This window comes from Aciduricibacillus chroicocephali (genome assembly GCF_030762805.1).
GTDB classification, from domain to species: Bacteria; Bacillota; Bacilli; order Bacillales; family Amphibacillaceae; genus Aciduricibacillus; species Aciduricibacillus chroicocephali.
Genome location: NZ_CP129113.1, coordinates 2085281 through 2109234, shown reverse-complemented (window position 1 = coordinate 2109234; position 23954 = coordinate 2085281). Strand labels below are relative to the sequence as shown.

Below are 23954 nucleotides of genomic sequence, written 5' to 3'. Positions count from 1 at the left end.
ATGAATAGAATATAATCGAAAAATAGCGAAGCATGGGAGTTTTATATAATGAATCTACCAAATGAAAAGAAGAAGTTGAAAGAACGCCTAATAGTCGAACAGCTAGAGGGACTTTATTCAATTTATCTACAACTATCCAAGCCCGATCATGAAATTCGCCAGTTGCTTTTCATACCCCGCGAGGAAGGGTACGATCGTTATGTGATGGACATCCATTCGGAGCAGGAAGATGGCAAGCTGAAATTCACCTTCGATATAGCTGCGCATCCTGAGTTGATCGAAGTCGAGAATGTTACGTACGACCTTTCCTTCGTCGTTCGTGCGCCTCGTTCCTCTGTCAGCAAGAAAAAGCTTGAGAAAAACCCGGAAAAATATTCTTTTGGTGAAGATGCAGAAGGCAATGAAACAGTAGAATATCCAATCAGGCTTGGTAAGTTCGAAGAGACATATATCAATAGTCTCGATCCAGTCGAAGTGGCAGGGAAGCAATGCCTCCTATTTGTCACAATTAAAGGCAATCTATCCTTTATGGTAAATGGTGAAGCGAAGCCGTATGGGAAAACAGAAATTATAGGCGTTGATTTTGCAGAAGGGATCATGAAGCTGCAGATGAAAATCATGACGAAAAATTCCTTGGTCAAGAACAGCCGGATTCTGTTCAAAAGCCGAAAGAACGCGTCTGAATATGCCGCGCCTGTCTCTTGTGCACTATTGGAGGAAGAGACGGTACGTAATTTTGGCCTGAATCATTATATGATTGACAATCAAATCAATTTAAATGAAATGTTGCAGCCATATGTAAGGGAAGATGATGTATTGGATGTTTTCGTGGAAATGGCTTATCACGATTTCGAAGAGCCATTGACCGTACGTGTCGGTAAACCATCTGATGAAGCCGAGCAGCATCTGAATTCAACTGCGCTTTCTGGCTCGAAGTATACATATATTGTAAGCCCGTATTATACAATCGGCTATCAGAATCTGTCTCTGGAGCTGGAACAATTCACAGCGAAAAGCTACCGTTATCTTGAGAAGACGATGAAGCGGCTCAATCTCCTGCGTCCTTTTTATGCGAGGAAGGATATTTGGATTGTCGGGGAGCGTCCTTATAAAGCACAGGACACGGGATACCACTTTTTCAAATATATGCGCGAGCATCATCCGGAGAAGAATGTCTACTATGTAATCGAGAAGGATTCGCCTGAACTGAAGAACGTTGAGAAGTATGGGAATATCCTTATCTATAAATCTGAGGATCATATTTTGTACACCTTGATGGCGACACGTATTATCGGGTCGCATCATCCGGAATATTTGTATCCTTTGCGGACAGATGAGTTCAAGGAGAAAGTGCAGGCGCAGAAAGTGTTCTTGCAGCATGGCGTACTCGGTGTCAAAAACATTGAAGAATTCTACAGCGCAAAATCTGGAACGTTTAAAACGGATCTGTTTATTGTCAGTTCCGATTTTGAAAAACAGATTGTAACAGATGACCTTCATTACAAGCCGGGCAATATCGCTGTCACAGGACTTTCACGTTTTGATAGCTTATTTGCAGAGGATGTTCCAGAAAAGCGCCAATTGCTAATTATTCCGACTTGGCGAGAATGGCTCAGCAATGCAGAACAGTTTGAAGAGAGCGAGTACTTTGCCAGATACAAGAACCTCATCAACAATACCGAACTGCATGAAATGGCAGAGAAGTATGGATTCGATATCGTATTTTGCCTGCATCCGAACATGCAGAACTTTACGAAGTACTTTGAGGATGCACCGGTACGTGTCATTACTCAGGGAGAAGTGGAAGTGCAAAATCTTTTGAAGGAAAGTGCCATGATGATCACCGACTATTCAAGTGTCGCCTTTGATTTCAGCTTCCTGGAGAAACCTGTCATCTACTATCAGTTCGATCGGGAGCGCTATATCGGAAAGAAAGGTTCCCACCTCGATATGGAACAAGTTCTTCCTGGAGAGATCGTACAGGAAGAAGACGCTGTCACAAAACTTGTAGATACTTACGCGGCTCGTAATTTTGAGATGCAAGAGGAATATAAGGAACGTGCTTCAAAGTTCCTTAAATATAAAGATATGAAAGCATCGGAGAGAATATGCGAGGCTATTGAGAAGATGGGGGAAAAAGCTTGGTAAATCAAGCCTATTGATTAAAAATATTCTTTGCTAATCTTGAAGGTTAACAGATATTGAACAGGTATCTTGTCTCATTTTGTATCAAGAATCTCTTTATTTCACTCATTCTCTTGTGTATAATGGTTTATATCGGGGTATTGTTAAGTAATTATGAACCCTGTGTGTATGGCTAATTAACAATAAGACTATGAAGCTGCTAAGACGCAGCCATGAACACAAGAGGTGGGCGCACATGATAAAAATTGTATTGCTGGCCTGCATCACGCTAATAGCTTCACTGATCATCACTCCATTCATTATAAAGTTCGCCTTGAAAATCAATGCAACGGATAAACCGAATGCACGCAAAGTTCATAGGCAGCCGACCCCAACAATGGGCGGTCTTGCCATATTCATAAGTTTTTGTATCGGCGTAGCGATTCTGCAGCCGACAAGCCGTTTCCATTGGTTCATTATGGGCGGGGCATTAATTATGATTGTGCTTGGCATTTTTGACGACAAGTACGATTTGTCGGCAAAATTCAAGATGCTCGTTCAGTTGCTTACTGCTGCCATGATTGTTTTTGGTGGAGATATACAGCTGCATTTCATCAACTTGCCATTCGGGGGAAAGCTTGAATTCGGCTTCCTTGGCACAGTCATTACGATTCTATGGATTGTCGGTGTGACGAACGCAATTAATCTGATTGACGGACTTGATGGCCTCGCTGCAGGGGTTTCATCGATTGCGCTTTTGACGATTGCTTTTATGTCGATGATCATGGGCAATGTCTATGTATTCACAATGGCCGTCATCCTACTGTTCAGCACACTTGGATTCTTGAAGTTCAACTTCCATCCGGCGCGCATCTTCATGGGTGACACAGGTGCATTGTTCCTTGGATACATGATTGCAGTGCTTTCACTGCTCGGTTTCAAGAATGTAACAATCATTTCGTTCATCATCCCGATTCTGATTCTCGGTGTGCCGATTTCAGACACTTTGATTTCAATGGTACGACGCTATGTGAATAAGCAGCCAATGTCAAAACCCGACAGTGCACATTTGCATCACCGCCTGATCGGTTTCGGTTTTACACATAAACAAACAGTTCTATTTATCTATTTGCTTAGCGGCATGTTCAGTATTGCTGCGATCCTGTTCTCTATGGCAACTGTATGGGGTGCAATCATGATTACATTGACTGCACTCATAACGGTCCAGTTTCTTATCGAGAGTCTGGAACTCATCAATACGAATTTCAAGCCGCTTACCAATTTCGTCCGAGTCCTGAGAGAGGGAACGACGAAGCGGGTATAAAGTTAAGAACACATCAGTCTTTAATTAAGGCTGATGTGTTCTTTTGTATTTCTTTTCCAAAAGGGTTATAGATAGACCGCCATCCACCATTATCTCTTTTACCTTGGTAAATCCACTTTTTTTATAAAAGTTTATAGCAGGTATATTCATAGAGCCAGTCGATACGGTAATCGTTTCAAACTCTCTTAAATGAGTTTGAATATATTCTAATAATAGCTTGGCAATTCCTTTTCTAAAGTGGTTGGGATGTACGAATAATCGATGGATATCCAATATACCTTTATTTATTTTTAATGAGATGACTCCACATAATTCTTCATTTATATAGTAGCCATAAAAAAATTCTCCACTTTGTTGCAGGCTCTTAATCGTATCATTCAGAGGTGGTATGTCATAAGACTTTATTAATTCTGCTTCCACTTGGTATGAGGGAATTTGTACGCTTAATACTTCTTTTGCGACCTGTGGATCGGAAATATCAATTTCTTTAATGATAACAATCTCTCCCAATAACAATATATTCTTTATTGCTAGTCTATAATAGAAAGCTCGAAGACGTCATTAAGTAGATTTTCTATAACATGGAGTACATTGTCTAGGCATTCCTTTTATATTCCTTATTTTTCCTGTCGTGTTCTTTGCTCACTGGGTTGAAAAAAAAGGCTGTTTGAATTATCGAAGGACCAATAAAAAAAGAAACAGCGTCCAAGTTTCCGAAGAAGCTTGAACGCTGTTTTTTATTTACTGACCATTGATCGAACCGTTTCCTGTTCCACCTTGCTCGTTATATCCATTGGTGGAATTATAGTTCGTCGTTTGCCCATTGTTGTACTGTCCATTTTGCCCGCTTTGGGCTGGAGTAGCTTGCTGTTGTTGTACATTGTTCGTTTCATTCGTTACCGGATCGTATGTCTCTGTAACGGCATCGCCATCGTCCTTGATTGGAACATCAAGATGGCGTTGCAGTTTGTGCTTGAGAGTAGTGAGTGCTACACCGTCAAGCTGGTAGTAATACGTATCTCCCGGCATGTAATCGCGTCCTTTTAGAGACAGCGTTTCAATATCCGGTTTACCGGTTGCGCCGTAGGCAATCAAGCTTTTGATATCATCGAATGTAAGGTTTGTCGTCATGTTCTTGCCGACTGCACCGATGATATCATCGTATTTTGTCACAGAACTGATTGAAGATGCTTTCGAAATGATGGCTTTGATGATCTGTTGCTGGCGTTTGCCGCGTTCGATATCATTGTCAATCTTTCGAGTACGTGCAAGTGCAAGTGCTTCCTCGCCATCAAGCTTCTGCTTTCCTGGATAGAGGTGAATTGCACCAGCCTTATCTTTGGAATCCTGTTCTTTGAATTCGAATGGCACATCTACTGTGACTCCATCCAATGCATCAACTACATCGATGAACGCTTCAAAGTTGACCTTTACATAGTAGTCAATTGGAATGTCTAGCAGTTTCTCAACTGTTTCAATCGTACCTTTTGTTCCTCCAAAAGCATGAGCGTGATTAATCTTTGTAGAGTAGCCGACCCCTGGTATATAGACGTAGGAATCACGTGGAATGCTAACGAGTTTAACACTCTTCCTGTCTTTATTTAAAGTAGCGACCATAAGGGAATCGGTTCTTGCATGATCTGCATTGTTACGAACATTACTGGAATCGACACCCATGATCAAGATTGATACGTTGTCGAATTTCGGATTAACTGCAACATCCCTCAGTGAAGACTTATCCCGTCCATCATTCTTGAAAGCACCGGCAAACATGTTCCCTGTTTTCGTATACAGTACTGCAGCATAACCTACACCACCGAGAAACAGAAGAAGCAAAGGAATCAGAATGAAAACAATCCGCTTGCGAACCTTTCTGACTTTCTTCTTCCTGCGGCGCTGTACCATGCGTGTATTGGAGCTGCGCGGTGGATATTCCATTTCTTATTCTCCCTTGGGTATGAAACGACTTGACGCTTCATCAGTTTAAATATATTGTAAAAGCACTTCTATTCAGTTATCGTAAAAATGTTAGGCTGCCTTTCAATACAGGCTAATCTCAATTGTACTATGTATATGCATATTCGTAAATTACATTTTTATAACAAAGAGCAACTTTTGGCATATATCTAACCGGCTCGTCATTTATTGCCCGGGAAATATGGAGTATGCTGTTGAAAGGTAGATTTCAAATGGTGGATATAAAAGAAACTGTGTCGATTATGGACATTGATTTTTTGAAAGTAACAAAAAATGAACTTATGAAAGAGATGCTTCTGCCTGCACTTGTTAACGGGGAGAGACGCTTCATTGTTACTGCCAATCCGGAAATCGTCATGAAGGCGAGACAGGATGCATCCTATAGACAGGCAGTACAGCGTGCCGACTATACAATTGCAGATGGAATAGGAATCGTAAAAGCTGCTGATTGGAAAGGGGAACCACTTCCAGAGCGGATTGCCGGTTATGATGTCATGCGGAATCTCCTGCAAATTGCAGAAGAAAAAGGGTACAGCTGTTTTTTCCTTGGAGCTGCTGAAGAAGTTAATGAGAGAGCTGTACAGGAAGTGAAACGGCTTCATCCGAACTTAAAGATTGCAGGGCGCCATCACGGCTTTTTTGAATTGAAAGATGATACTGTTTTGGAGCAAGTAAAGACGGCGAATCCCGATATGGTCTTCGTTGCACTCGGATTGCCAAGGCAGGAAAATTGGATTGCAAAACATCTGGATCAATTCGAAAAAGGGCTCTTTATGGGTGTTGGCGGCAGCTTCGATGTACTGGCAGGTGAAGTGAAGCGCGCTCCTGGCATATGGATCAAGCTGAATCTGGAATGGGCGTACAGAGCACTTAGGCAACCAGCTCGTATATTGCGGCTAATGACAGTATTTCATTTCATGTTCCTCGCACGATTCAAAAAATAAAAAAGCACGCCGGAGCATTGTGCTTCCGGCGGTGCTTTTGAATATTAGCCATTGTTGACGTTCAACAAATCTTCTTTAATCTTTGTAGTTGAAATTCCTACTGTGCGCGGCAGGTAGACGACTTCGCAATGCTCTTTAAGGAAGTCGAACTTTCCTTCCCAGTCATCACCCATGACAAAGATATCGACATCATGGTTCTTCACGTCATCGACTTTCTGTTCCCAGTGATGTTCAGGGATCACTTCATCGACGTAGCGAATCGCTTCGAGAATATGCTTGCGGTTCTCGAATGAGTGATATGCTTCCTTTCCTTTAAGTGCGTTAAATTCGTCTGAAGATACAGCGACAATCAAGTAATCGCCAAGATCTTTAGCGCGCTTTAGAATATTAATATGACCTGTATGAAGCAAGTCGAATGTGCCGTACGTAATGACCTTTTTCATGTCTGTCCGTCCTTTCGATGTTTTTCTTTTTGATATTATCGGTAATTATAACATATAATCTGTCCGAAAATGGAGAGGAAAACAAGTCTGAAATAGCTTGGAATAATTTTGCTTGAACGTATAGACATTTATTGACAACCATATGGTAAAATCATAATCATTAGTGCAGTAATTAAGGAGAGGCAAAGAGAGATGAATTTGCAAAACAGGAAGCTCACAGAAATCAGACAGAGTGGGGAAACGTATATTCTGTCTGTTGCAATGGAAAAAGCTTTTCTAGAAAAATGGGAAAGCTATGAGTTTGTTCTCAGTCAGAATGGGATTACCGAGAATGTGGAAATCCCGCATACAGTCATCGAAGATACGGAACAATATCTTATATATGAGCTTCAGATTACTGAAAGCAAGCTGAATACATTCGAGGAAGCCGGCGCAATCCTACCGATGATCGTTATGACAGAGGGCGAAGAGGAAAAGCGTGTTACAATTAAGAGCAATAACGATTATATTGAGCTGCTTCAGATTCATCTGGGCGACGGGCTTATACTTCATCCGTTTACGACAAAAAATAATAATATCGCATTCAAAACGGAAGAGGAAAGACTGTTCGCACGTATCGATCATGCTGAAATTAATGAAGATGATGAGCTTGAACTGTACGGTCTATATCATTTCAGTGACCTTGTCTCTGAGGATATCAAAAGACTGGAAATCGTAGCGATTGAAAACAAAACAAAAACTGAATATGTATTCCCTGCTACATTGACAAGTTTGCCGGATTTATATGAAGGTAAAATCTGGTCAGCTAAGGTGATGGATAATGGTTTTTATACATCTATCTCTTTGAAAACGTTTGTACAAACTGCACGATCTGGATCCTTTTCATTTATCTTAAAGGTCGTGCTGAAGGAAAGTGGTGAACAGGCTGTCCTCGAGAGCAGGCGCATAACGATGAACGTTAACAACATTAATGGACAAAGCAGAAGACGATATAAATATGCCGACACAACATTTACAATAACCTGCAAACCGACAAAGCAAAGAAAATTTTTATCCGTAAAGGCCAGCTATTACAAGCCGGTTAAGAGACGTATTGGAAAAGCACGTAAAAAAGTCGTACAAGTCGTTCGCAGTAAAAGAATGCAAAAAATTTACCAGCTAGCATTTAAAGTGATGGCAAAGGTGAATCCAGTAAACCGGAAACTTGTTATCTTTGAGAGTTTTCATGGGAAGCAGTACAGTGATAATCCGCGTGCAATTTATGAATACATGACGAGATCAACCCGTGGTTATAAGTTAATCTGGAGTGCTGATCGCAGACATATGGAGAAATTTATAGAGGCGGGCGTCCCGTATGTACGGCGCTTCTCCATTAAGTGGCTGTTCCTCATGACAAGTGCCGGACACTGGGTAACAAATGCACGTCTACCGCTCTGGATTCCGAAGCCAAAGCATACGACGTACGTACAGACTTGGCATGGGACGCCGCTGAAGCGTCTCGCGGCTGATATGGAAGAGGTCCATATGCCAGGAACAGATACAGAGAGATATAAGAGAAACTTCACATCTGAAGCAGCGAAGTGGGATTATCTCGTTTCACCGAATGGGTACTCTACAGAAATCTTCCGCAGAGCTTTCCAATTCGATAAAGAAGTCCTGGAGACTGGTTATCCGCGTAATGACTATCTATATGATGCGAACGATGAGTGGACTATAGGACGTATTAAGAGAAGAATTGGAATTAAATCTGATAAAAAAGTAATTCTTTATGCACCAACATGGCGTGACAACCAGTTCTATCGCAAAGGTGCCTATAAGTTTGACTTGCAGATGGATTTGGATGACTTGCAGCGTGAATTCGGAGATACTCATGTCATTGTTTTGCGAATGCACTATCTGGTCGCCGAGAATCTCGATATCAGTGCCTATGAAGGTTTTGTCTACGATTGCTCGACATATGATGATATTCGCGACTTGTATTTGATTTCCGACATTTTGATTACGGATTATTCTTCTGTCTTCTTTGACTTTGCGAACTTGCGCCGACCGATGATTTTCTTCGTATATGATATTGATGAATACCGTGATACTTTACGCGGCTTCTATTTTGACTTTGAAGAAAAAGCACCAGGTCCACTTGTGAAAGATACAGAGGGGCTTATCCAAGAAGTGAAAAAAATCGAACAAGACGGATTCCAGCCGGCTGACAATTATGATGAATTCATTGACAAATTCTGCTATTTGGAAGACGGGCGTGCTTCGGAACGTGTTGTTAAAGCATTGTTTGATAATTGATATTGAAAAAGCATCCTGTCCCAATGGGGAGAGGATGCTTTTTTGTAATTTTTTAGTAATAATTTTTAAGATTACTAAGAAAAAACGGCTGAACATGATAAAATTAAGTTCTATAGCTTGTGGATAGTGTTTAAGATTCATCGAAATAGGCAATTACTTTAAATACTGTTTGAACGCATATTCAACGGAAACAAATACAAAATAATATGTTCAGAAGGTGAAATGATGAAGGTTCCAGCCATTTCTTTCGTAATCCCTTCTTATAATGAAGAGCGGAACATTCATGGTATTTGCGAAGCAATTAAAGACGAAATGCGCATTTATCCAGAATTGGATTATGAAATATTATTTATCGACGATGGAAGCTCAGATGGCACATTGGCGACGATTGAAAGACTTTCGTTCCAATGCCCACGTGTTAAATTTGTTTCTTTCACACGTAATTTTGGGAAAGAAGCCGCTATTTTTGCAGGCCTCCAAAACGCACGCGGTGATGCAGTTATTATGATGGACGCTGACTTGCAGCATCCGCCGGAACTCATCCACGAGCTGATTAAAGGATACAGGGAAGGCTATCATCAAGTTGTGGCCAAACGAGATAGAAAAGGTGACTCAAAGGCCCGCTCCTTCATGTCTTCGCTCTATTACAAAATGGTCAATAAAGCGATTGATGTGAAACTTACCGATGGAGAAGGAGACTTTCGCCTGCTCAGCCGCAAAGCGGTGAATTCCTTGCTTGAGTTAACAGAAGGCCATCGCTTCTCCAAAGGCCTCTATGCTTGGATCGGTCTGGAGCGGAAAACGATCAGCTATGAAAACGTGCCACGTCAGGAAGGCGAAACGAAATGGTCGATCGGTAAACTGCTTAACTACGGAATTGACGGCATCGTCGCATTCAACTCCAAACCTTTGCGTCTCTGTTTCTATCTTGGTGCACTAATTCTTTTATTATCACTCGGCTATATTAGTTGGACATTCGTGCAGATTATTAAGCATGGCGTCGATGTGCCAGGCTATTTCACACTCATTTCAGCAGTACTGTTTTTAGGCGGCATCCAGCTCGTCTCGCTTGGCATTATCGGTGAATACATCGGGCGGATTTACAATGAAACGAAAAAACGACCGCATTATCTCGTAAAAGTGAGCAATGTTAACGTAGAACCTGAGACGAGTACTTTGCATGCTAAAGCGGCTGAAGCCTTTCAGCGCAAAGCACGAGTCTAGTTGCAGTTAGATTACATGCTTACGGTTGCTGGGAGTTGGAGGTCTTGTGCGCAATCCCACATATGTGAATGGGATTGCTGCGCGCTTTGGCGCAGATTTGCGATTCAATATGGGGCAAAAGGCAAGACACCTGTTTCATGTGCGTATTGCCGCATCTATAAAGCAATGAAAGGAAAGAAAATATGCGATTGTTTCAGCATGAGTTTTTTAAATTCGTCGTTGTCGGCTGTATCAACACGGCAACGTACTATGCGCTGTATCTCATCCTGCTCAACATATTTGGGGTGTATTACTTTGCAGCACACATAATTGCCTTTGCAATTAGTCTTGTTGTCTCGTTCTTCCTGAACACGCATTATACATATGGAGTCAAGCCGACCTGGAGCAAGTTCATTCGCTACCCGCTGACCCAGGCAGCGAATACGGTTATTACGAGTGCGCTTCTTTATCTATTTGTCGACATGCTTGGTCTCAATGCAAGTCTTGCGCCAATTGCAGCTCTGTTCTTCACCGTACCGATTACATTCTTTATGACTGGAAAAATACTTAAAGTCTCGTGAGGCGCTATATGAATAAACGAAACTGGAAATATGCAAGTCTCGTCACGGGAGCAGCTCTCATTATTTCGCTGGCGAGTCATTTGTTTCTCATTGGGGAATGGCTGGATGGCCGATATTTTACAGGATCGGGCGATGGATTGTCGCAAATGCTGCCATTCAAGCAAATGCTCTATGATCAATATTCAAAAGGCGAGTTCTTTTACAATGAAGGATTCGGGCTTGGAGGGGGTACTTATTCCCAGCTCGGCTATTATTACGCAACGTCCATCGTTTTCTGGATTCAATGCGGTATTACATATTTATTCGAAATTACCGGTCTGATTAATCATCCCGATTTATTTTATTGGGCAAATATAATTCTCGTTGCAAGCACTTTGAGACTTGCGGCAATTCTCATTGCAAGTTTCTGCTACTTCCGCTATATGAAATTCAGCAAAGTGGCTTCTTTGCTCGCTGCAGCCATTTATGGAACGAGCATCATCTATTTCCGCCATATTATGTATTGGGACTTTTTTGCCGATGCGATGCTTTGGTTGCCGCTACTTCTACTTGGGGCGGAGCGGATTATTCGAAGGGGACAGATTGGCCTATTCACTGTAATGGTAGGAATTAGTCTTTTCGATAATTTCTATTTTGCCTATGTCAACTTTTTGTTGGGAGGCATCTATATTGTCATTCGGTTCTTAGTGCGGGCTGATGGAGGGGAGCTCGGATGGAAGCGGCAGCTGTGGCTGTTCGTCAAATCGGGGCTAATTGGATTTCTCATTAGTGCTGTCTCCTTTATTCCATCAGCATACGGCTACTTGAACAATGAGCGCCCACCGTTCAAAGGAGAAATCCCGCTATTTGAAATGCCTGATAATCTTCTATTGTCAGGAAGGGTCATCCTTATACTCGCCTTTACGGTTTTTTGTCTTTTCCTGTTTTCTTTTTACAGGAACAAGAAATTCCGTTTCTTTGCGATTCTTGTGATTCTTGGCATGATTATGCATCTTAGCCCGATGGTGGCGAGTATGTTCAATGGTTTTTCCGCTCCTCAGTACAGATGGGAGTATTTCCTCGGGTTTGCCGCAGGTGGACTTGCGGCTGCTGGCCTGGACATGCTTGACAGGGTGAAATGGCAACAGATGGGCATCGCGTTCATTGGAGCGGGACTGCTCTATTACATGTTCTATCGCCAAGATGAAAATATGTACCTGCTCAGTTTCGAGGACTGGCGTCAGTCGTTCCTGCTTACAGGACTCGCCATCGTCTATGTAGCCTTGATCGCTTTTTTCCTTTTTAAAAACCGTCCTGGCTCACGTCTGCTACTTGCCGGACTGCTTATTGCAATCTCGGTCGGAACTGCTTATGAATTCCAGGTCCGTGAGCTTGCAGGAGATGAGTCAAAGCGATTGCCGACAGAATCTATGATGAAGAGTGAAAAATATATCGGCTCTGACCAGGTTGCGCTTATCCGCAAAATTCAGGAAGCAGAGAAAGATTCCCATGCAAGAATCGATTGGATGATTCCAACACGGAACAATACACCAATCGTTGAACAGTTCCTCGGGATGAGTGTGTACTCGAGCATCCTGAACAAACATCTGCTTCGATTCTATCTAGATAACTTGCAAATTGATATGAAGCGTGAAAGCGTCAGCCGTTATGCGACGATGGGCGGGCGGGCAAATTTATATGCACTCACGAATGGAAAATACATGCTTATTAAAAAGGGCGAAGAAGCGACGGTTCCATACGGCTTTAAAAAAATCGCCGAAAAAGGAAGCTATGCTGCCTATCGCAATCAAAATATGCTCCCATTCATGCGTACGACTAGCCGCATTTACAGTAAGGATAGTCTTGAGGATGGCACGATGCTGGAACGAGAACATGCAATGCTTGACGGAGTCATTTTGGATAAAAACCAGGCTAGTGATTTCTCCAAAGCTCCCAAGCTAAAAATAGAACAAAATCTCTCAATCAAGCCGGATCGAGCTGTGTATGACGGCAAAGTGCTTAAGGTGAAGGGGAAAACAGGCGGCATTGACATCAATGTAAAAGGATTGCCCGCAGATGTTAAAGATCTCTATGTTTCCTTCCACCTTGAAAGGCTCGTGAATACGAGTCCGCATGAATATCAGCTCTCCGTCAATGACTATCATACTTTGCGCAAAGCGAATACATCGATTTATCGGACATTCGCTGACGATTTGACAATTCGCATACCACGTGAGAAGACGGTATCGATTCGCTTGCCTAAAGGAAGCTACACGCTAAGCAATCTTGTAGTGCAAGGGGAAGATTACAGTCTGTTGCGTAAAACTGTTCAAAGTAAAGGTGAATCTCCAGGAAAGCTTGACTGGAATGGAGGCAGCACATTACGTGCAAAGGTGAACAATGGCAAAGAGAACAGTTATCTTATTTTGCCGGTCCCGTTTGAGAAAGGCTGGCAAGCAACAGTAAACGGAAAGAAACGTCCGATTCTCCAGGCGAATTATGCATTTACCGCATTGCCTCTAGAAAATGGCTCTAATAAGATAGAACTGCATTACAGGCCACCTTATTTTCTATTATCCCTTCTGTTAAGCGTGATTGGTATAATACTCGCATGTTTTGATGTGAAGCGCAGCAGAAAATCGATATAGATAATTATGGGTAAATGTGTTGAAACATGATGATTTAAGGGTATACGTAGAGATATACACTAATCGTCTGTTTCAAGCTGCAACCTCCTTTAAATATAACAGCGCTTTGGAAACAGTGAAAGGAAGGCCGGCTGAATGCAGAAACCGAAGATGTTCTTTCTCGCAGAAACATTGGATTTCGAAAAAAGCAGCCTTGCATTCGAAACAATCAAGCAAGCCTCGCTTTTTGCGGCGAGAGGGTTTGAGACAACATTGCTATCATTTGATTTTAATGGGTTCTACCCATTGCTGCGGTCAGAAATCTATTTGCAAACGTCACTCGATAAACGGGTGTCCATCCGCAATATGCATGAGGAGCTGGCAGGATACAGCCGGCCTTCACTCGTGAAAAAAGAAATGCCGGTGTTCGATGTGGCGATTTTTGAAGAACAGGGGCATATAGATAAAATCTCCGATAGCATCTATGAAATTAAGAGCCGGGGCAAGGTCGTTAAGCGCATTATCCTTGGTAAGACAGGGACACTGGCGCAGATTCAATATATGGAAGATCCGTTCAGATGCTACCGGGAGGATTACAATCCCTGGGGCAAGCTGAAAAGGAAGACATATATCGGTGCGACAATGGATGAAAGACGTCAGGAAATCTATTACAACAAGAAGGGCAAGGCATATATGTCCATATGGTACGACCGGTTCACCGGGGAGTTTGACCGAGCCCATCTCCTGAATGACAAAGGAATGATTATCAAGGAATTTTCAAAATCCGCAGCGAGGCTAAAAGCGAACTGGCTGAATAAAATGCTTGAAGGTGCAGATCGGCCAGTTACAGTATCGAATAGTAGAGAGACGGATGAGATTCTACGAGAGGTCGCATTTAAAGATGTAGCCAAAATTATGCGCCTCAACAATTTGTCCAAAACAGGTGATGGAGAGTTGAACGATGACTTGGCTATGCAGGATTTCTCGGAATTCGATGGTTTTTTCCTCCATTCAGAGACGGAGAAAATAGAGCTTGGCAGGAAGTACGGCAATGAAGATAAAATGTATGTCGTCCCACATTGCCCCAGACAAGATAGAAGGCTATTCCGGCTATTTAAACGAAGAAAAAAAGATAAGCGGCTTGCTGTCGGGCTTATGTATCAGAGTAAAAAAACAGATTACCGACTCATCATGACCGCATTTCAACTCGTTTATATGCAAGATGCTGCTGTTCGACTGCATTTGCATGGACGAGAAAGTGACAAACCCCATTTTCAAAAGCTTCAAAAGGATCTTGGGCTACAAGAAGTGACTGACTTTAGTACGATTGTTGTTCAAGAATCTAAAATATGTGAGCAAGCCCTATTTTCAATCATTATCTCCAGTGATGGTGAAGGAATCTTGCCTGCAATGGAAAGTATGTCTGTCGAGACCCCTGTTATAGGTGTTTGCTCCAAGAAGAGCAACATGCAATCGGGAATTGTGGAAAATGGCCATACAGGATATATTATGGAGAATAGCAATGTCTATGCTCTTGCTGAAAAGATGGCTTATATGTATCGGAATCCATCCAGTTGTATGGAAATGGGAGTAAATGCAAGACGCCATATTAGAAGGCATTATAATGAAGATCAGTGTGCAAGGAAATGGGAAGCCTTCATTGAAGAAATTGTAGGAGACAACTGATTCAGATTCAGCGACCAGTCGAGACTGGTCGTTTTTTATTTCTTAAAAACGCCCCCTCAACGACTGACTTCACGATTATAGAGGTGAAGGGAGGCGATGAACATATGGCAATTGCACAGCGTTACCAAACTCAATTACGCTTGATTCAACAGCACGGTGTTGATATTGACACTGGCCAGCCGATCTACAAGACGAGAACGTACAACAACATCAAAGAAAGTGCTACGGCAGCACAATTGCTTGCAGTAGCAACAGCGATTACAGGCTTGCAAAAGTTTGATCTTGCAAGATTGGAAAGACGAGACGACCTGCAAATCGTCAAAGCTTAAGAGAAACATAATAGAAAGGAGTTAGGCAATTGAAGACATTGGAATTGAGGTTCGAGAATGAGATGGGGAAGGTGAGTACCCTTTCGATAACAGAGCCGAGCGAACCGGTAGATCCGCTCCTCGTCTCAGCTGCCATGGATGAAATTATTGCTAACAGCGTGTTCACATCGCCCGGCGGCGACTTTGTCAAAAAAGTAGACGCCCGGATTGTTGAACGGAAAGTGGAACAAATTGAAGTGAATTAACTGAAGCGGGCTGGCAAGAAATTGCCGGCCCGGCTTTTTCAAGAGAAAAAGGAGGCATGATCATGGATACGTCATGGGCTACGCTCGTCACAGATGTCGGTTTCCCGATAATGGTCACATTTTATCTCTTGCATAGAATTGAAGGGAAAATGAATGTACTCATCGAATCGGTCCGGAAGCTGCCTGATAAGATGCAGCCATTTCGTCCAGTATGAATAAGCCGTCCACCCCTCTTAATAAGGGGATGGACGGCTTATTTGTCATGCTCTTTCCAACATGCGATCAAGGGCGAGAACAGCCCATCTGGATACTTCTGGATCAACAATAATCTGGTTGCGAACGAGACCTTCTTCAATGGATTCCAAGGACCAAAGCAAGTGAGCGAGATCAATCCTGTTCATTGTAAGGCAAGGGCACATCATAGAATTCAGTGAGAAAACATCTTTATCCGCATGTTCTTTTGCAAGACGGTTTACAAGATTCATCTCTGTGCCGACAGCCCAACTCGTTCCAGGCTCAGCTGCTTCCAATGTTTTAATTATATAATTCGTCGAGCCATTATAATCGGAAAGTGCGACAACTTCACGGCTGCACTCCGGGTGGACGATAATATTCGTTTCCGGCTTTGTCCGACGGATCTCTTCGATATTGGCAACAGTGAAATTCTCATGGACTGAACAATGTCCTTTCCATAGAATGACTTTTACCTTTTGCAAATCATCCCCGTCATATTCGAAGCGCTCAGCAATTGGGTTCCAGATTGCCATTTCATCAAGTGGAATGCCAAGGTCATAAGCCGTATTCCGTCCAAGGTGCTGGTCTGGAAGGAAGAGGATGCGTTCCTTCTGGGTAAATGCCCATTCGAGCATTTTCTTAGCATTGGAAGACGTGACAGTCGCTCCGCCATGCTGTCCGACAAACGCTTTGATTGCGGCAGTCGAATTCACATATGTAAGAGGCAGAATCGTATCTCCAAATGTTTGTTGCATCACTTTCCAGCCACGTTCTGTCTGTGTAATATTCGCCATATCGGCCATTGAACAGCCGGCGCGCATGTCAGGAAGAATGACTTTTTGATGAGAGTCTGTCAGAATATCAGCCGTTTCCGCCATGAAGTGCACACCGCAGAAGACGATAAATTCTGCTTCTTTATTCGCAGCTGACAGTTGGGCGAGCTGTAATGAGTCACCCGCGGCATCTGCGAATTGAATTACTTCATCCTTCTGATAATGGTGTCCGGGGATGTATAGCTTTTCTTTCATCTTATGTTTAATAGACCAAATGCGTTGTTCCATCTCATCATCACTTAAAGCTGAGTAACGGGCAGGAAGCAGATGATTTTCAGTACCTTGCAAAAGTTCGAGCAGGCTCAATGTACGCCGCCTCCTTCATGATTTGATAGAGATACTACTTTTTTATAATGTGGCTTACCGCCTTTTTCCAAAAAGCTAATATCCAGTGACCGTACAGAATGGGTGAGAGCACCGAGCGAAATTCCGTTAACACCGGTATTGCGGTAACTTGCCAGATTTTGTGGATTAATTCCGCCGGATGCTTCGGTCCAAATGTGCTCTGGAACTAGTTTGACCAATTCACGGACACTTTCTGGAGGTTGATTGTCGAACATAATGACATCCGCTCCTGCAGCGACTGCTTCTTCAACTTGTTCCGATGATTCGGTCTCGACTTCTATTTTTACCATATGCCCGGCATGAGATCGCGCTTTATGTACCGCCTCTGTTATGGAGCCGCAAAAGGCGATATGATTGTCTTTGATCATAATGCCATCATAAAGGCCGAACCGGTGATTCCAGCCGCCACCAACACGAACAGCGTATTTCTCGAGCATCCGTAATCCGGGTGTAGTCTTTCTCGTGTCTAGTATACGGATGGAAGGATCATTAAGGATTTCTACACATTCCTTTGTTAATGTTGCAATGCCACTCATTCGTTGCATGAGATTGAGAATGACCCGTTCACCGGAGAGCAGTTGCCGAATTGGTCCGAAAACACACGCAATTTTATCACCAGGCTTCACTTCGCTGCCATCAGATAGAAGAAGCTCCACACGGATTGATGGATCCAGCAGTTGATATGTCTCACGTATGATTTCACTGCCGGCTAGTATGCCATGTTCTTTCGCTGCAAAATAACCTTCTCCATCGAGGTTGGGCGGGAAAATCGCGCTGCTCGTCAAATCATCAGATCCAATGTCCTCCAAGAGAAAGGATTTGAGCATTGTGCGCAAGTTCAACAAATTCATCTGATTCTCCTCCATTTTCACTTCCTATATTGCTGTCGCAGAAACTTTTTCTGAGATTTCGTGAATGATCCGTTTCCCTTGCCAATCTATACTGCTTACCGGGAAGTCGGCCCGGAAATGTGAACCGCGGCTTTCCGTCCGTTCAAGCGCTGATGTGGCGATAAGCCAAGCAGTTGTGAGCATATTGATTTTCTCAGCAGCTTCTCGGGAACAGCGGCGCAAGTCCAGACTAAGAAAATCATGCTGTGTAAGCCAGGCAATCAGCTTTTTTAAACCGGATTCATCGCGGACAAGCCCGGCGTAGTGCATCATGTTTTGCTGAATTTCTTCTATTTCAGGAAGTTTTGGATCATTGTATGGTTCTTTTCTGTTTGGAAGATTTGATTGTACGGTCGCCTCGAAATGCTTATGATCGAGCAATCGTCCCGCAGTCAAGCTGCCGAATACAAGCCCCTCCAAAAGAGAGTTGCTTGCAAGCCGGTTCGCGCCATGAACACCTGTGCAGGCACACTCTCCAATGGCGAAAAGTCCAGGCAAAGAAGTTTCTCCGTACGGATTCACTCTAATACCACCCATCAGGAAATGAGCACCTGGCATGACTGGAATAGAGGATTGTTCCACATCAACTCCATTGTTACTGCACATCTCTGTAATTGTCGGGAATCGCTTACTGAAATGACGTACCGGTGATATATCAAGCATAACTTTGTGACCATTTTGGTACTGCATATGGAGCGCTCTGGCAACGACATCACGGGGAGCAAGATCACGGAGCGGGTGGACATTTTCCATGAATGCTTCGCCCAATTCATTTTTTAAAATGGCACCTTCTCCTCTGACTGCCTCGGAGACGAGGCCAAGGCTTTCTCCATCATGATGCAGGATCGTCGGGTGAAACTGGATAAATTCCATATCAGCAATCTCAGCTCCTGCCCGGTAAGCCATCGCAATACCGTCTCCTGTGCAATTCGGGTGATTCGAAGTGCAACTATACAGTGACCCGGTTCCACCTGTTGCAAGAATGACAGCATCGGCTTCATGAGCAATCAGCCGGTCAGCATCATTACGCGTATACACACCACAGCACCGGCCCTCATCCCCAACAATGAGTTCAATTGCCAGTTCATTTTCATGAAATGTAATGTTTGGGCTATCCTTCAATTCATTTATAAACAATTCCATGAGTTTACGTCCTGTTGCGTCTCCGCCGCTATGAAGGATTCTTCTCTTGCCGTGTGCACCTTCACGTGCAAGATCTGGTTGACCTGAAGCATCTTTATCAAAAGACATTCCTTTGGCAATCAGTCTCTTGATGCAGGCGGGACCATTTTTAACGAGAAGTTCCAGAGTGGCAGAGTCCGCGTGCATGCATGCAGCAGTGAGCGAGTCTTCAAAATGTTCCTGCCAGCTGTCCTGTTTATCAATAGCGGCAGCAATACCACCTTGGGCAAGTACTGAATTGCCATCTGACACTTGTGACTTTGTGAAGATAATCACATTTTTAGTCTTGCAAAGAATATCAGCCGCGGCCAGTGCAGCAATGCCGCTGCCAATGATGATGATACGGTCATTCATATGGACGCACCTCTTTGGTGTTGGTTTTTGAAATATACAAATAGTTTACAACTGTCTTGACACCAATATTTACATAAGATTAAATGGAAGGCAAGGCTTTTCGTATAATACGAGAAAAATGTCGATAAGAGAGTGGGTGCAGGTGTGATTTATCTTGATTATGCAGCAGCGACACCAATGACAGAAACAGCATTGGATGTATATACAAAAGTAGCTAGAGAGTTTTTTGGTAATCCAATCAGTCTCCACAATACGGGGACAGCTGCAGCGGAACTTGTCGAAGCGAGCCGCGCCATGATTGCACGTTTAATTGGAGGAGAGAAGGAAGGAATCTATTTTACAGGAGGGGGTTCTGAATCTAATGAACTCGCACTGGAATCTATTATAAAAGGACAGGGAAAGAAGGGGAGCCATCTCATTACGACTGTTCTTGAGCACTCTTCCGTTTACAATTATTTCAGAGAGAAGGAAAGGCAAGGCTTTGAAGTTGCATGGATTCCCGTCAATGAATATGGACAAGTGAATCCAGAAGAGATTAGAGAAGCAATCCGGGAAGATACAATTCTGGCTTCCATCCATTATGGAAACGGAGAAATTGGAACGATACAACCGCTTGAAGCGATAGGTGACATTTGCCGGGAAGCTGATGTTGTTCTGCACTCCGACTGTGCACAGGTTTTTGGTAAAAAGCCTCTTAACCTAGCTGAACTTCCGGTAGACAGCATTTCTATTTCCAGCTCAAAAATAGGCGGACCTAAAGGAATTGGAGCAGTTTACATCCGTCCAGGAGTTCGCTGGCTGCCGAAGATTGAAGGGACAACACATGAGAGCGGTTTTCGTGCTGGAACGCTTGATGTCCCGGGAATTTGTGCTTTTGCCGCATCAGCAAAATGGACAGTAGAAAGAAGTCTTGAGGAATCAGTAAGATTGGAAAATTTGCGTAATCTGGCTATTCATGAACTTCAGCGCCTAACTCATAAGGTAGCAATAGAAGGGCACCCGGATCCTGCCTGGCATTTGCCGCATGTGTTAGCACTCAGGCCTATCGGGATGGAGGGCCAGTATGCGATGCTTGAGATGAATCGGCTCGGCGTAGCCATTTCGACCGGCAGTGCTTGTCTTGTCGGACAATCAGCACCACCACGCGCTATGAAAGTACTTGGCCGCAGTGACATGGAAGCAAAAGAATTCATCCGTCTTTCTTTTGGACGTTCGACAGATGAACAGTCATTAGAGACTGCTCTACTTAAACTGGAAGAGGCGCTCGTCACGTTCTATAATAGAAAAGATAAGGTACGCATATAGAGCGAAGAAAAGAAGGGAAGTAGCAGGTGTGGACAATAGTAGAAAAATGACCGGACCTGAACGCCAGGTATTTATACTGGATCAGTTAAAGAAAGCTGAGACGCCGATTTCCGGAAGAGAGCTGGCAAACATGACAAATGTCAGCAGGCAGATCATCGTTCAGGATGTCTCACTTTTGAAAGCAAAAAAAGAACCGATCATCGCAACGAGCCAAGGGTATGTCTATATGATGGAAAAGAAAACCGATGGGATGAAACAACGTACAATTGTCTGTCGGCATAAGCCTGAGGAAACTTTGGAAGAATTACAGGCAATTGTCGATTGCGGTGCCTATGTCTATGATGTCCGGGTTGAACATCCGGTTTATGGAGATTTGACCGGCATCCTGAACATAACGAATCGGCAGGAGGCAGAGAAATTCGTCCGCTCGCTGAAAATGACAAACGCATCCTTGTTGCTGGAGCTGACAGATGGTTTGCATCTTCATACGATTGCAGCAACGACAGAGGATAAGTTGGATGCTGCTTGCGAAGAATTGAAGACGAGAGGCTTTATATTTGAATAAAAACGAATCCGGGTCAAATTTGTTGACTCGGATTCGTTTTTCGTGTTTATCTGTCGAAATAGCGGGTAAATAAAAAGCAGACCCGTCGTCACGGATCTGCTTTAACCGAACAAGATTAGTTGAAACGCTTGTAGCTGTGGAAATGAGACTTCCAGTAAGAGTTGCTCAAGCTAGTAATTTGAACTCTGTCGCCGCCAGCATGGATGAACTGGTTGCCACCGATATAGATACCAACATGTGAAATACCTGACTTGTAAGTACCAGCGAAGAATACAAGGTCACCAACTTCAGGGTTGCTTACTGATGAAGCTTTGCTATAGAAGCCTGCTGCAGAAGTACGACCGATAGATTTACCAGCTTTGTTGTAAACATAGCTGATGAAACCACTGCAGTCGAAACCGCTTGGGCTAGAACCACCGAACACATATGGAGTGCCTAGCTGATCTTTAGCAACTGAGATAAGCTTGTCCACATCGTAGCCTGCAGAGCTTACGTTGTTTGAAGTTTGCTTAACAGATGAAGATTTAACAGCTTTGCCGCCTTTAACTGTTAGCTTTTGGCCGACTTTAATATTGTTGGATTTCAAACCGTTCCATGCTTTTAGCGTGTTGACGCTGATTTTATTATTTGTAGCGATTCTGTAAAGTGTATCGCCTTTTTTAACTGTATATACTTTTGTTGAAGCTGTTTTAACAGCAGCTGACTTTGCGACTTTCGTTTTGCTGGAAGCTGCTTTTTTCTTTGCAGTCGTTTGAAGTACTTGTCCGACTTTGATATTGCTGCTCTTCAGTTTATTAATTGATTTCAAGCTGGATACTGAAGTTTTGTTTTTGTGAGCGATTGAGTACAAAGTGTCGCCTTTTTTGACTTTGTAGGCTGCTGCCTCTGCTGAACCGGCACCAATGAATGAAGCTGCGATTGTTGCAGTAGCTGTAACGGACATAATCAATTTTTTATAACGCAATGTAAAAAATCCCCCTCAGAATTGTCTTGCAGATTTTTGAAACTTTATGTTTTTTTGCAGTTGTCTATTGAGTTAATTTGACTGTTTTTGTTTTAGCACTATTTACTAAAGCAACATCATCATACCAAGTCTTCTGGCAAGTTAATAGACTAATAGGCGATTTGTAATTGTATTGTAATGTGACTGTTACATTGTTAATAAAGTCCGTCTTCTTTGAAATATTATGTAATATAAACGGGAGTTATTCCCGATAGAATTGTTTGAAAATAGGAAAAACAGTCCAGGTTTAGTACCGGACTGCTTCTTTTTTAAGTATTAGTAGAATCGTTTGTAACTATCAAAATGCTTGCTCCAATAGGAATCGTTCACATTGGAGATTTGCACTCTGTCGCCGCCGGCATGAATGAAGTCGCCGCCGCCGAGATAGATTCCAAGATGAGAGATGCCTCTTGCATATGTATCTTTGAAGAAAACGAGATCGCCAGGCTGTGGTTTTGTTACATAAGCTGATCGGTTGAAATAACCAGCCGCAGAAGTTCGGGACATTGTTTTTCCTGCACTATTATATGCGTAATGAATGAAACCGCTGCAGTCAAAACCTCCAGGAGCCGAACCGCCCCAAACATAAGGAGTACCGATTTGTGATTGGGCAGTAGAAATCAAGGAGCTTACATTGAAAGAACCGGGTTGTGAAGGCTTGGCAGTCTGCTGAACATTTCCTGTGCCTGAAGAACCACTGGAAGAAGAGCCTTTCAAAGTAAGTTTTTGACCTACATAAATAATGTCGGAAGAAAGATTGTTTAAAGATTTGAGTACAGCAACTGTAATGCCTGTCTTGCTTGCAATGCCAGAAAGAGTATCGCCACTTACAACAGTATACGCCGTACCTTGGGTAGGTTGAGGTGTTGCAGGTTTGTTCTCTACATTAGGCTTTGTTGGTGTTACTTGTACAGGCTTATCAGATTGTGCAACCCCGGTACCAACGATTTTCAAAGTTTGCCCAGGTCGGATCAAAGTTGTGGATAGATTGTTCAACTTCATTAGTTCGTCAATGGAAAGACCATGACCGTAAGCAATCTTGGACAGTGAATCCCCAGCTTGGACAACATATTGCGCTGTCGAACTTGTTTTGGACGGCTTTTTCGAAGTAGAAGTAGAGGAAGTCTGCTTTGCGGCAGTTTCCAAAGTTTGCCCAACATAAATTGTATCACTCTTGAGCTTATTGACAGATTTAAGCGAAACAACTGTCGTCTTGTACTTAGCTGCGATTACTGACAAGGTGTCACCACTCTTGACTTTGTAAGTCGCCGCTTCAGCTTTGTCCGCCGCAGCAAATGAGGCGGCTATGGCTGCAGTCGCTGTGACAGAAAATATCATTTTTTTATTTTGCAAACTCAACATCCTTCCCCAGTCGATTTGACTCATATAATCGAATGCCCTACTGAATACATTTGGACAAAAATTTGAGATTCCCTTTTATATCGTCTATAAAACAATGAATTATAATTGCTATTAGGAAAAATTT

Annotated in this window: 21 protein-coding genes; 13 read left to right on the top strand and 8 right to left on the bottom strand. The window is 43.0% G+C overall.

The annotated features are described in order from the left end of the window. Positions 1-48 precede the first annotated feature (48 nt). Positions 49-2148, top strand: coding sequence for a CDP-glycerol glycerophosphotransferase family protein (locus QR721_RS10965; protein ID WP_348026887.1), 2100 nt, complete (start codon positions 49-51; stop codon positions 2146-2148). A 232-nt stretch (positions 2149-2380) separates the two neighbouring features. Then, the gene (locus QR721_RS10960; RefSeq protein ID WP_348026885.1) at positions 2381-3448 is read left to right on the top strand and encodes a glycosyltransferase family 4 protein; all 1068 of its coding nucleotides are present in this window, start codon (positions 2381-2383) and stop codon (positions 3446-3448) included. 24 nt (positions 3449-3472) lie between these two features. On the opposite strand, the gene QR721_RS10955 is transcribed toward QR721_RS10960, so the two are convergent. Both QR721_RS10955 and QR721_RS10950 read right to left on the bottom strand, forming a co-directional pair. Next, a complete protein-coding gene (locus QR721_RS10955; RefSeq protein ID WP_348026883.1) occupies positions 3473-3958 on the bottom strand; it encodes a GNAT family N-acetyltransferase in 486 nt (161 codons plus the stop codon). A gap of 231 nt (positions 3959-4189) precedes the next feature. Next, positions 4190-5386: an LCP family protein gene (locus QR721_RS10950; protein WP_348026881.1), complete on the bottom strand. Its 1197-nt coding sequence runs from the start codon at positions 5384-5386 to the stop codon at positions 4190-4192. Between the two features lie 233 nt (positions 5387-5619). Between QR721_RS10950 and QR721_RS10945 the strand changes: the two genes are divergently transcribed. Next, a complete protein-coding gene (locus tag QR721_RS10945; RefSeq protein WP_348026879.1) occupies positions 5620-6369 on the top strand; it encodes a WecB/TagA/CpsF family glycosyltransferase in 750 nt (249 codons plus the stop codon). A gap of 44 nt (positions 6370-6413) precedes the next feature. On the opposite strand, the gene tagD is transcribed toward QR721_RS10945, so the two are convergent. After that, the gene (gene tagD / locus QR721_RS10940; protein ID WP_348026877.1) at positions 6414-6812 is read right to left on the bottom strand and encodes a glycerol-3-phosphate cytidylyltransferase; all 399 of its coding nucleotides are present in this window, start codon (positions 6810-6812) and stop codon (positions 6414-6416) included. 192 nt (positions 6813-7004) lie between these two features. On the opposite strand from tagD, the gene QR721_RS10935 reads away from it, so the two are divergent. The 8 genes from QR721_RS10935 to QR721_RS10900 all read left to right on the top strand — a co-directional run bounded on the left by QR721_RS10935 (position 7005) and on the right by QR721_RS10900 (position 15972). Further along, positions 7005-9107 (top strand): CDP-glycerol glycerophosphotransferase family protein, encoded by a 2103-nt coding sequence (locus QR721_RS10935; RefSeq protein ID WP_348026875.1) that lies wholly within the window; start codon positions 7005-7007, stop codon positions 9105-9107. Between the two features lie 225 nt (positions 9108-9332). Then, a complete protein-coding gene (locus QR721_RS10930) occupies positions 9333-10331 on the top strand; it encodes a glycosyltransferase family 2 protein (RefSeq protein ID WP_348029833.1) in 999 nt (332 codons plus the stop codon). A gap of 182 nt (positions 10332-10513) precedes the next feature. Continuing rightward, positions 10514-10891, top strand: coding sequence for a GtrA family protein (locus QR721_RS10925; RefSeq protein WP_348026874.1), 378 nt, complete (start codon positions 10514-10516; stop codon positions 10889-10891). An 8-nt stretch (positions 10892-10899) separates the two neighbouring features. Then, entirely contained in the window at positions 10900-13518 is a 2619-nt protein-coding gene (locus QR721_RS10920; protein ID WP_348026872.1) for a YfhO family protein, read from the top strand. Between the two features lie 135 nt (positions 13519-13653). Beyond that, on the top strand, positions 13654-15183 hold the full coding sequence (locus tag QR721_RS10915; protein ID WP_348026870.1) for a glycosyltransferase: 1530 nt from the start codon (positions 13654-13656) through the stop codon (positions 15181-15183). A gap of 104 nt (positions 15184-15287) precedes the next feature. After that, positions 15288-15512: a DUF1659 domain-containing protein gene (locus QR721_RS10910; RefSeq protein ID WP_348026868.1), complete on the top strand. Its 225-nt coding sequence runs from the start codon at positions 15288-15290 to the stop codon at positions 15510-15512. Between the two features lie 29 nt (positions 15513-15541). Continuing rightward, positions 15542-15757 carry a DUF2922 domain-containing protein gene (locus QR721_RS10905; RefSeq protein WP_348026866.1) on the top strand — a complete coding sequence of 72 codons (216 nt, stop codon included), beginning with the start codon at positions 15542-15544 and terminating at the stop codon, positions 15755-15757. Between the two features lie 62 nt (positions 15758-15819). Beyond that, positions 15820-15972, top strand: a complete 153-nt coding sequence (locus QR721_RS10900; RefSeq protein WP_348026864.1) for a YvrJ family protein — start codon at positions 15820-15822, stop codon at positions 15970-15972. Between the two features lie 45 nt (positions 15973-16017). On the opposite strand, the gene nadA is transcribed toward QR721_RS10900, so the two are convergent. From nadA to nadB, 3 genes are read right to left on the bottom strand one after another with little or no spacing between them, the layout of a single operon-like run. Further along, positions 16018-17130, bottom strand: a complete 1113-nt coding sequence (nadA, locus tag QR721_RS10895) for a quinolinate synthase NadA (RefSeq protein ID WP_348026862.1) — start codon at positions 17128-17130, stop codon at positions 16018-16020. Then, entirely contained in the window at positions 17127-18020 is an 894-nt protein-coding gene (gene nadC, locus QR721_RS10890; protein WP_348026860.1) for a carboxylating nicotinate-nucleotide diphosphorylase, read from the bottom strand. Before nadC ends, nadA begins: the two co-directional genes overlap by 4 nt. Before the next feature lie 24 nt (positions 18021-18044). Continuing rightward, positions 18045-19595 carry an L-aspartate oxidase gene (gene nadB, locus QR721_RS10885; RefSeq protein ID WP_348026858.1) on the bottom strand — a complete coding sequence of 517 codons (1551 nt, stop codon included), beginning with the start codon at positions 19593-19595 and terminating at the stop codon, positions 18045-18047. A 144-nt stretch (positions 19596-19739) separates the two neighbouring features. Between nadB and QR721_RS10880 the strand changes: the two genes are divergently transcribed. Both QR721_RS10880 and QR721_RS10875 read left to right on the top strand, forming a co-directional pair. Further along, the gene (locus tag QR721_RS10880; protein WP_348026856.1) at positions 19740-20900 is read left to right on the top strand and encodes an IscS subfamily cysteine desulfurase; all 1161 of its coding nucleotides are present in this window, start codon (positions 19740-19742) and stop codon (positions 20898-20900) included. 28 nt (positions 20901-20928) lie between these two features. Beyond that, entirely contained in the window at positions 20929-21465 is a 537-nt protein-coding gene (locus QR721_RS10875; protein WP_348026854.1) for a transcription repressor NadR, read from the top strand. Positions 21466-21580: 115 nt separating this feature from the next. On the opposite strand, the gene QR721_RS10870 is transcribed toward QR721_RS10875, so the two are convergent. Next, positions 21581-22429 (bottom strand): LysM peptidoglycan-binding domain-containing protein, encoded by an 849-nt coding sequence (locus QR721_RS10870; RefSeq protein ID WP_431189499.1) that lies wholly within the window; start codon positions 22427-22429, stop codon positions 21581-21583. 315 nt (positions 22430-22744) lie between these two features. Then, entirely contained in the window at positions 22745-23830 is a 1086-nt protein-coding gene (locus QR721_RS10865) for a C40 family peptidase (protein ID WP_348029831.1), read from the bottom strand. Positions 23831-23954: the final 124 nt, after the last annotated feature.

Excerpts from the sequence above, each read along its gene's own strand:
- QR721_RS10910 (WP_348026868.1), top strand. The coding sequence starts at position 15,288 with ATGGCAATTGCACAGCGTTACCAAACTCAATTACGCTTGATTCAACAG.
- QR721_RS10925 (WP_348026874.1), top strand. The coding sequence starts at position 10,514 with ATGCGATTGTTTCAGCATGAGTTTTTTAAATTCGTCGTTGTCGGCTGT.
- QR721_RS10865 (WP_348029831.1), bottom strand. The coding sequence starts at position 23,830 with ATGTTGAGTTTGCAAAATAAAAAAATGATATTTTCTGTCACAGCGACT.
- nadC (WP_348026860.1), bottom strand. The coding sequence starts at position 18,020 with ATGAATTTGTTGAACTTGCGCACAATGCTCAAATCCTTTCTCTTGGAG.
- QR721_RS10900 (WP_348026864.1), top strand. The coding sequence starts at position 15,820 with ATGGATACGTCATGGGCTACGCTCGTCACAGATGTCGGTTTCCCGATA.
- QR721_RS10935 (WP_348026875.1), top strand. The coding sequence starts at position 7,005 with ATGAATTTGCAAAACAGGAAGCTCACAGAAATCAGACAGAGTGGGGAA.
- QR721_RS10930 (WP_348029833.1), top strand. The coding sequence starts at position 9,333 with ATGAAGGTTCCAGCCATTTCTTTCGTAATCCCTTCTTATAATGAAGAG.
- tagD (WP_348026877.1), bottom strand. The coding sequence starts at position 6,812 with ATGAAAAAGGTCATTACGTACGGCACATTCGACTTGCTTCATACAGGT.
- nadB (WP_348026858.1), bottom strand. The coding sequence starts at position 19,595 with ATGAATGACCGTATCATCATCATTGGCAGCGGCATTGCTGCACTGGCC.
- QR721_RS10965 (WP_348026887.1), top strand. The coding sequence starts at position 49 with ATGAATCTACCAAATGAAAAGAAGAAGTTGAAAGAACGCCTAATAGTC.
- QR721_RS10960 (WP_348026885.1), top strand. The coding sequence starts at position 2,381 with ATGATAAAAATTGTATTGCTGGCCTGCATCACGCTAATAGCTTCACTG.
- QR721_RS10950 (WP_348026881.1), bottom strand. The coding sequence starts at position 5,386 with ATGGAATATCCACCGCGCAGCTCCAATACACGCATGGTACAGCGCCGC.
- QR721_RS10920 (WP_348026872.1), top strand. The coding sequence starts at position 10,900 with ATGAATAAACGAAACTGGAAATATGCAAGTCTCGTCACGGGAGCAGCT.
- QR721_RS10915 (WP_348026870.1), top strand. The coding sequence starts at position 13,654 with ATGCAGAAACCGAAGATGTTCTTTCTCGCAGAAACATTGGATTTCGAA.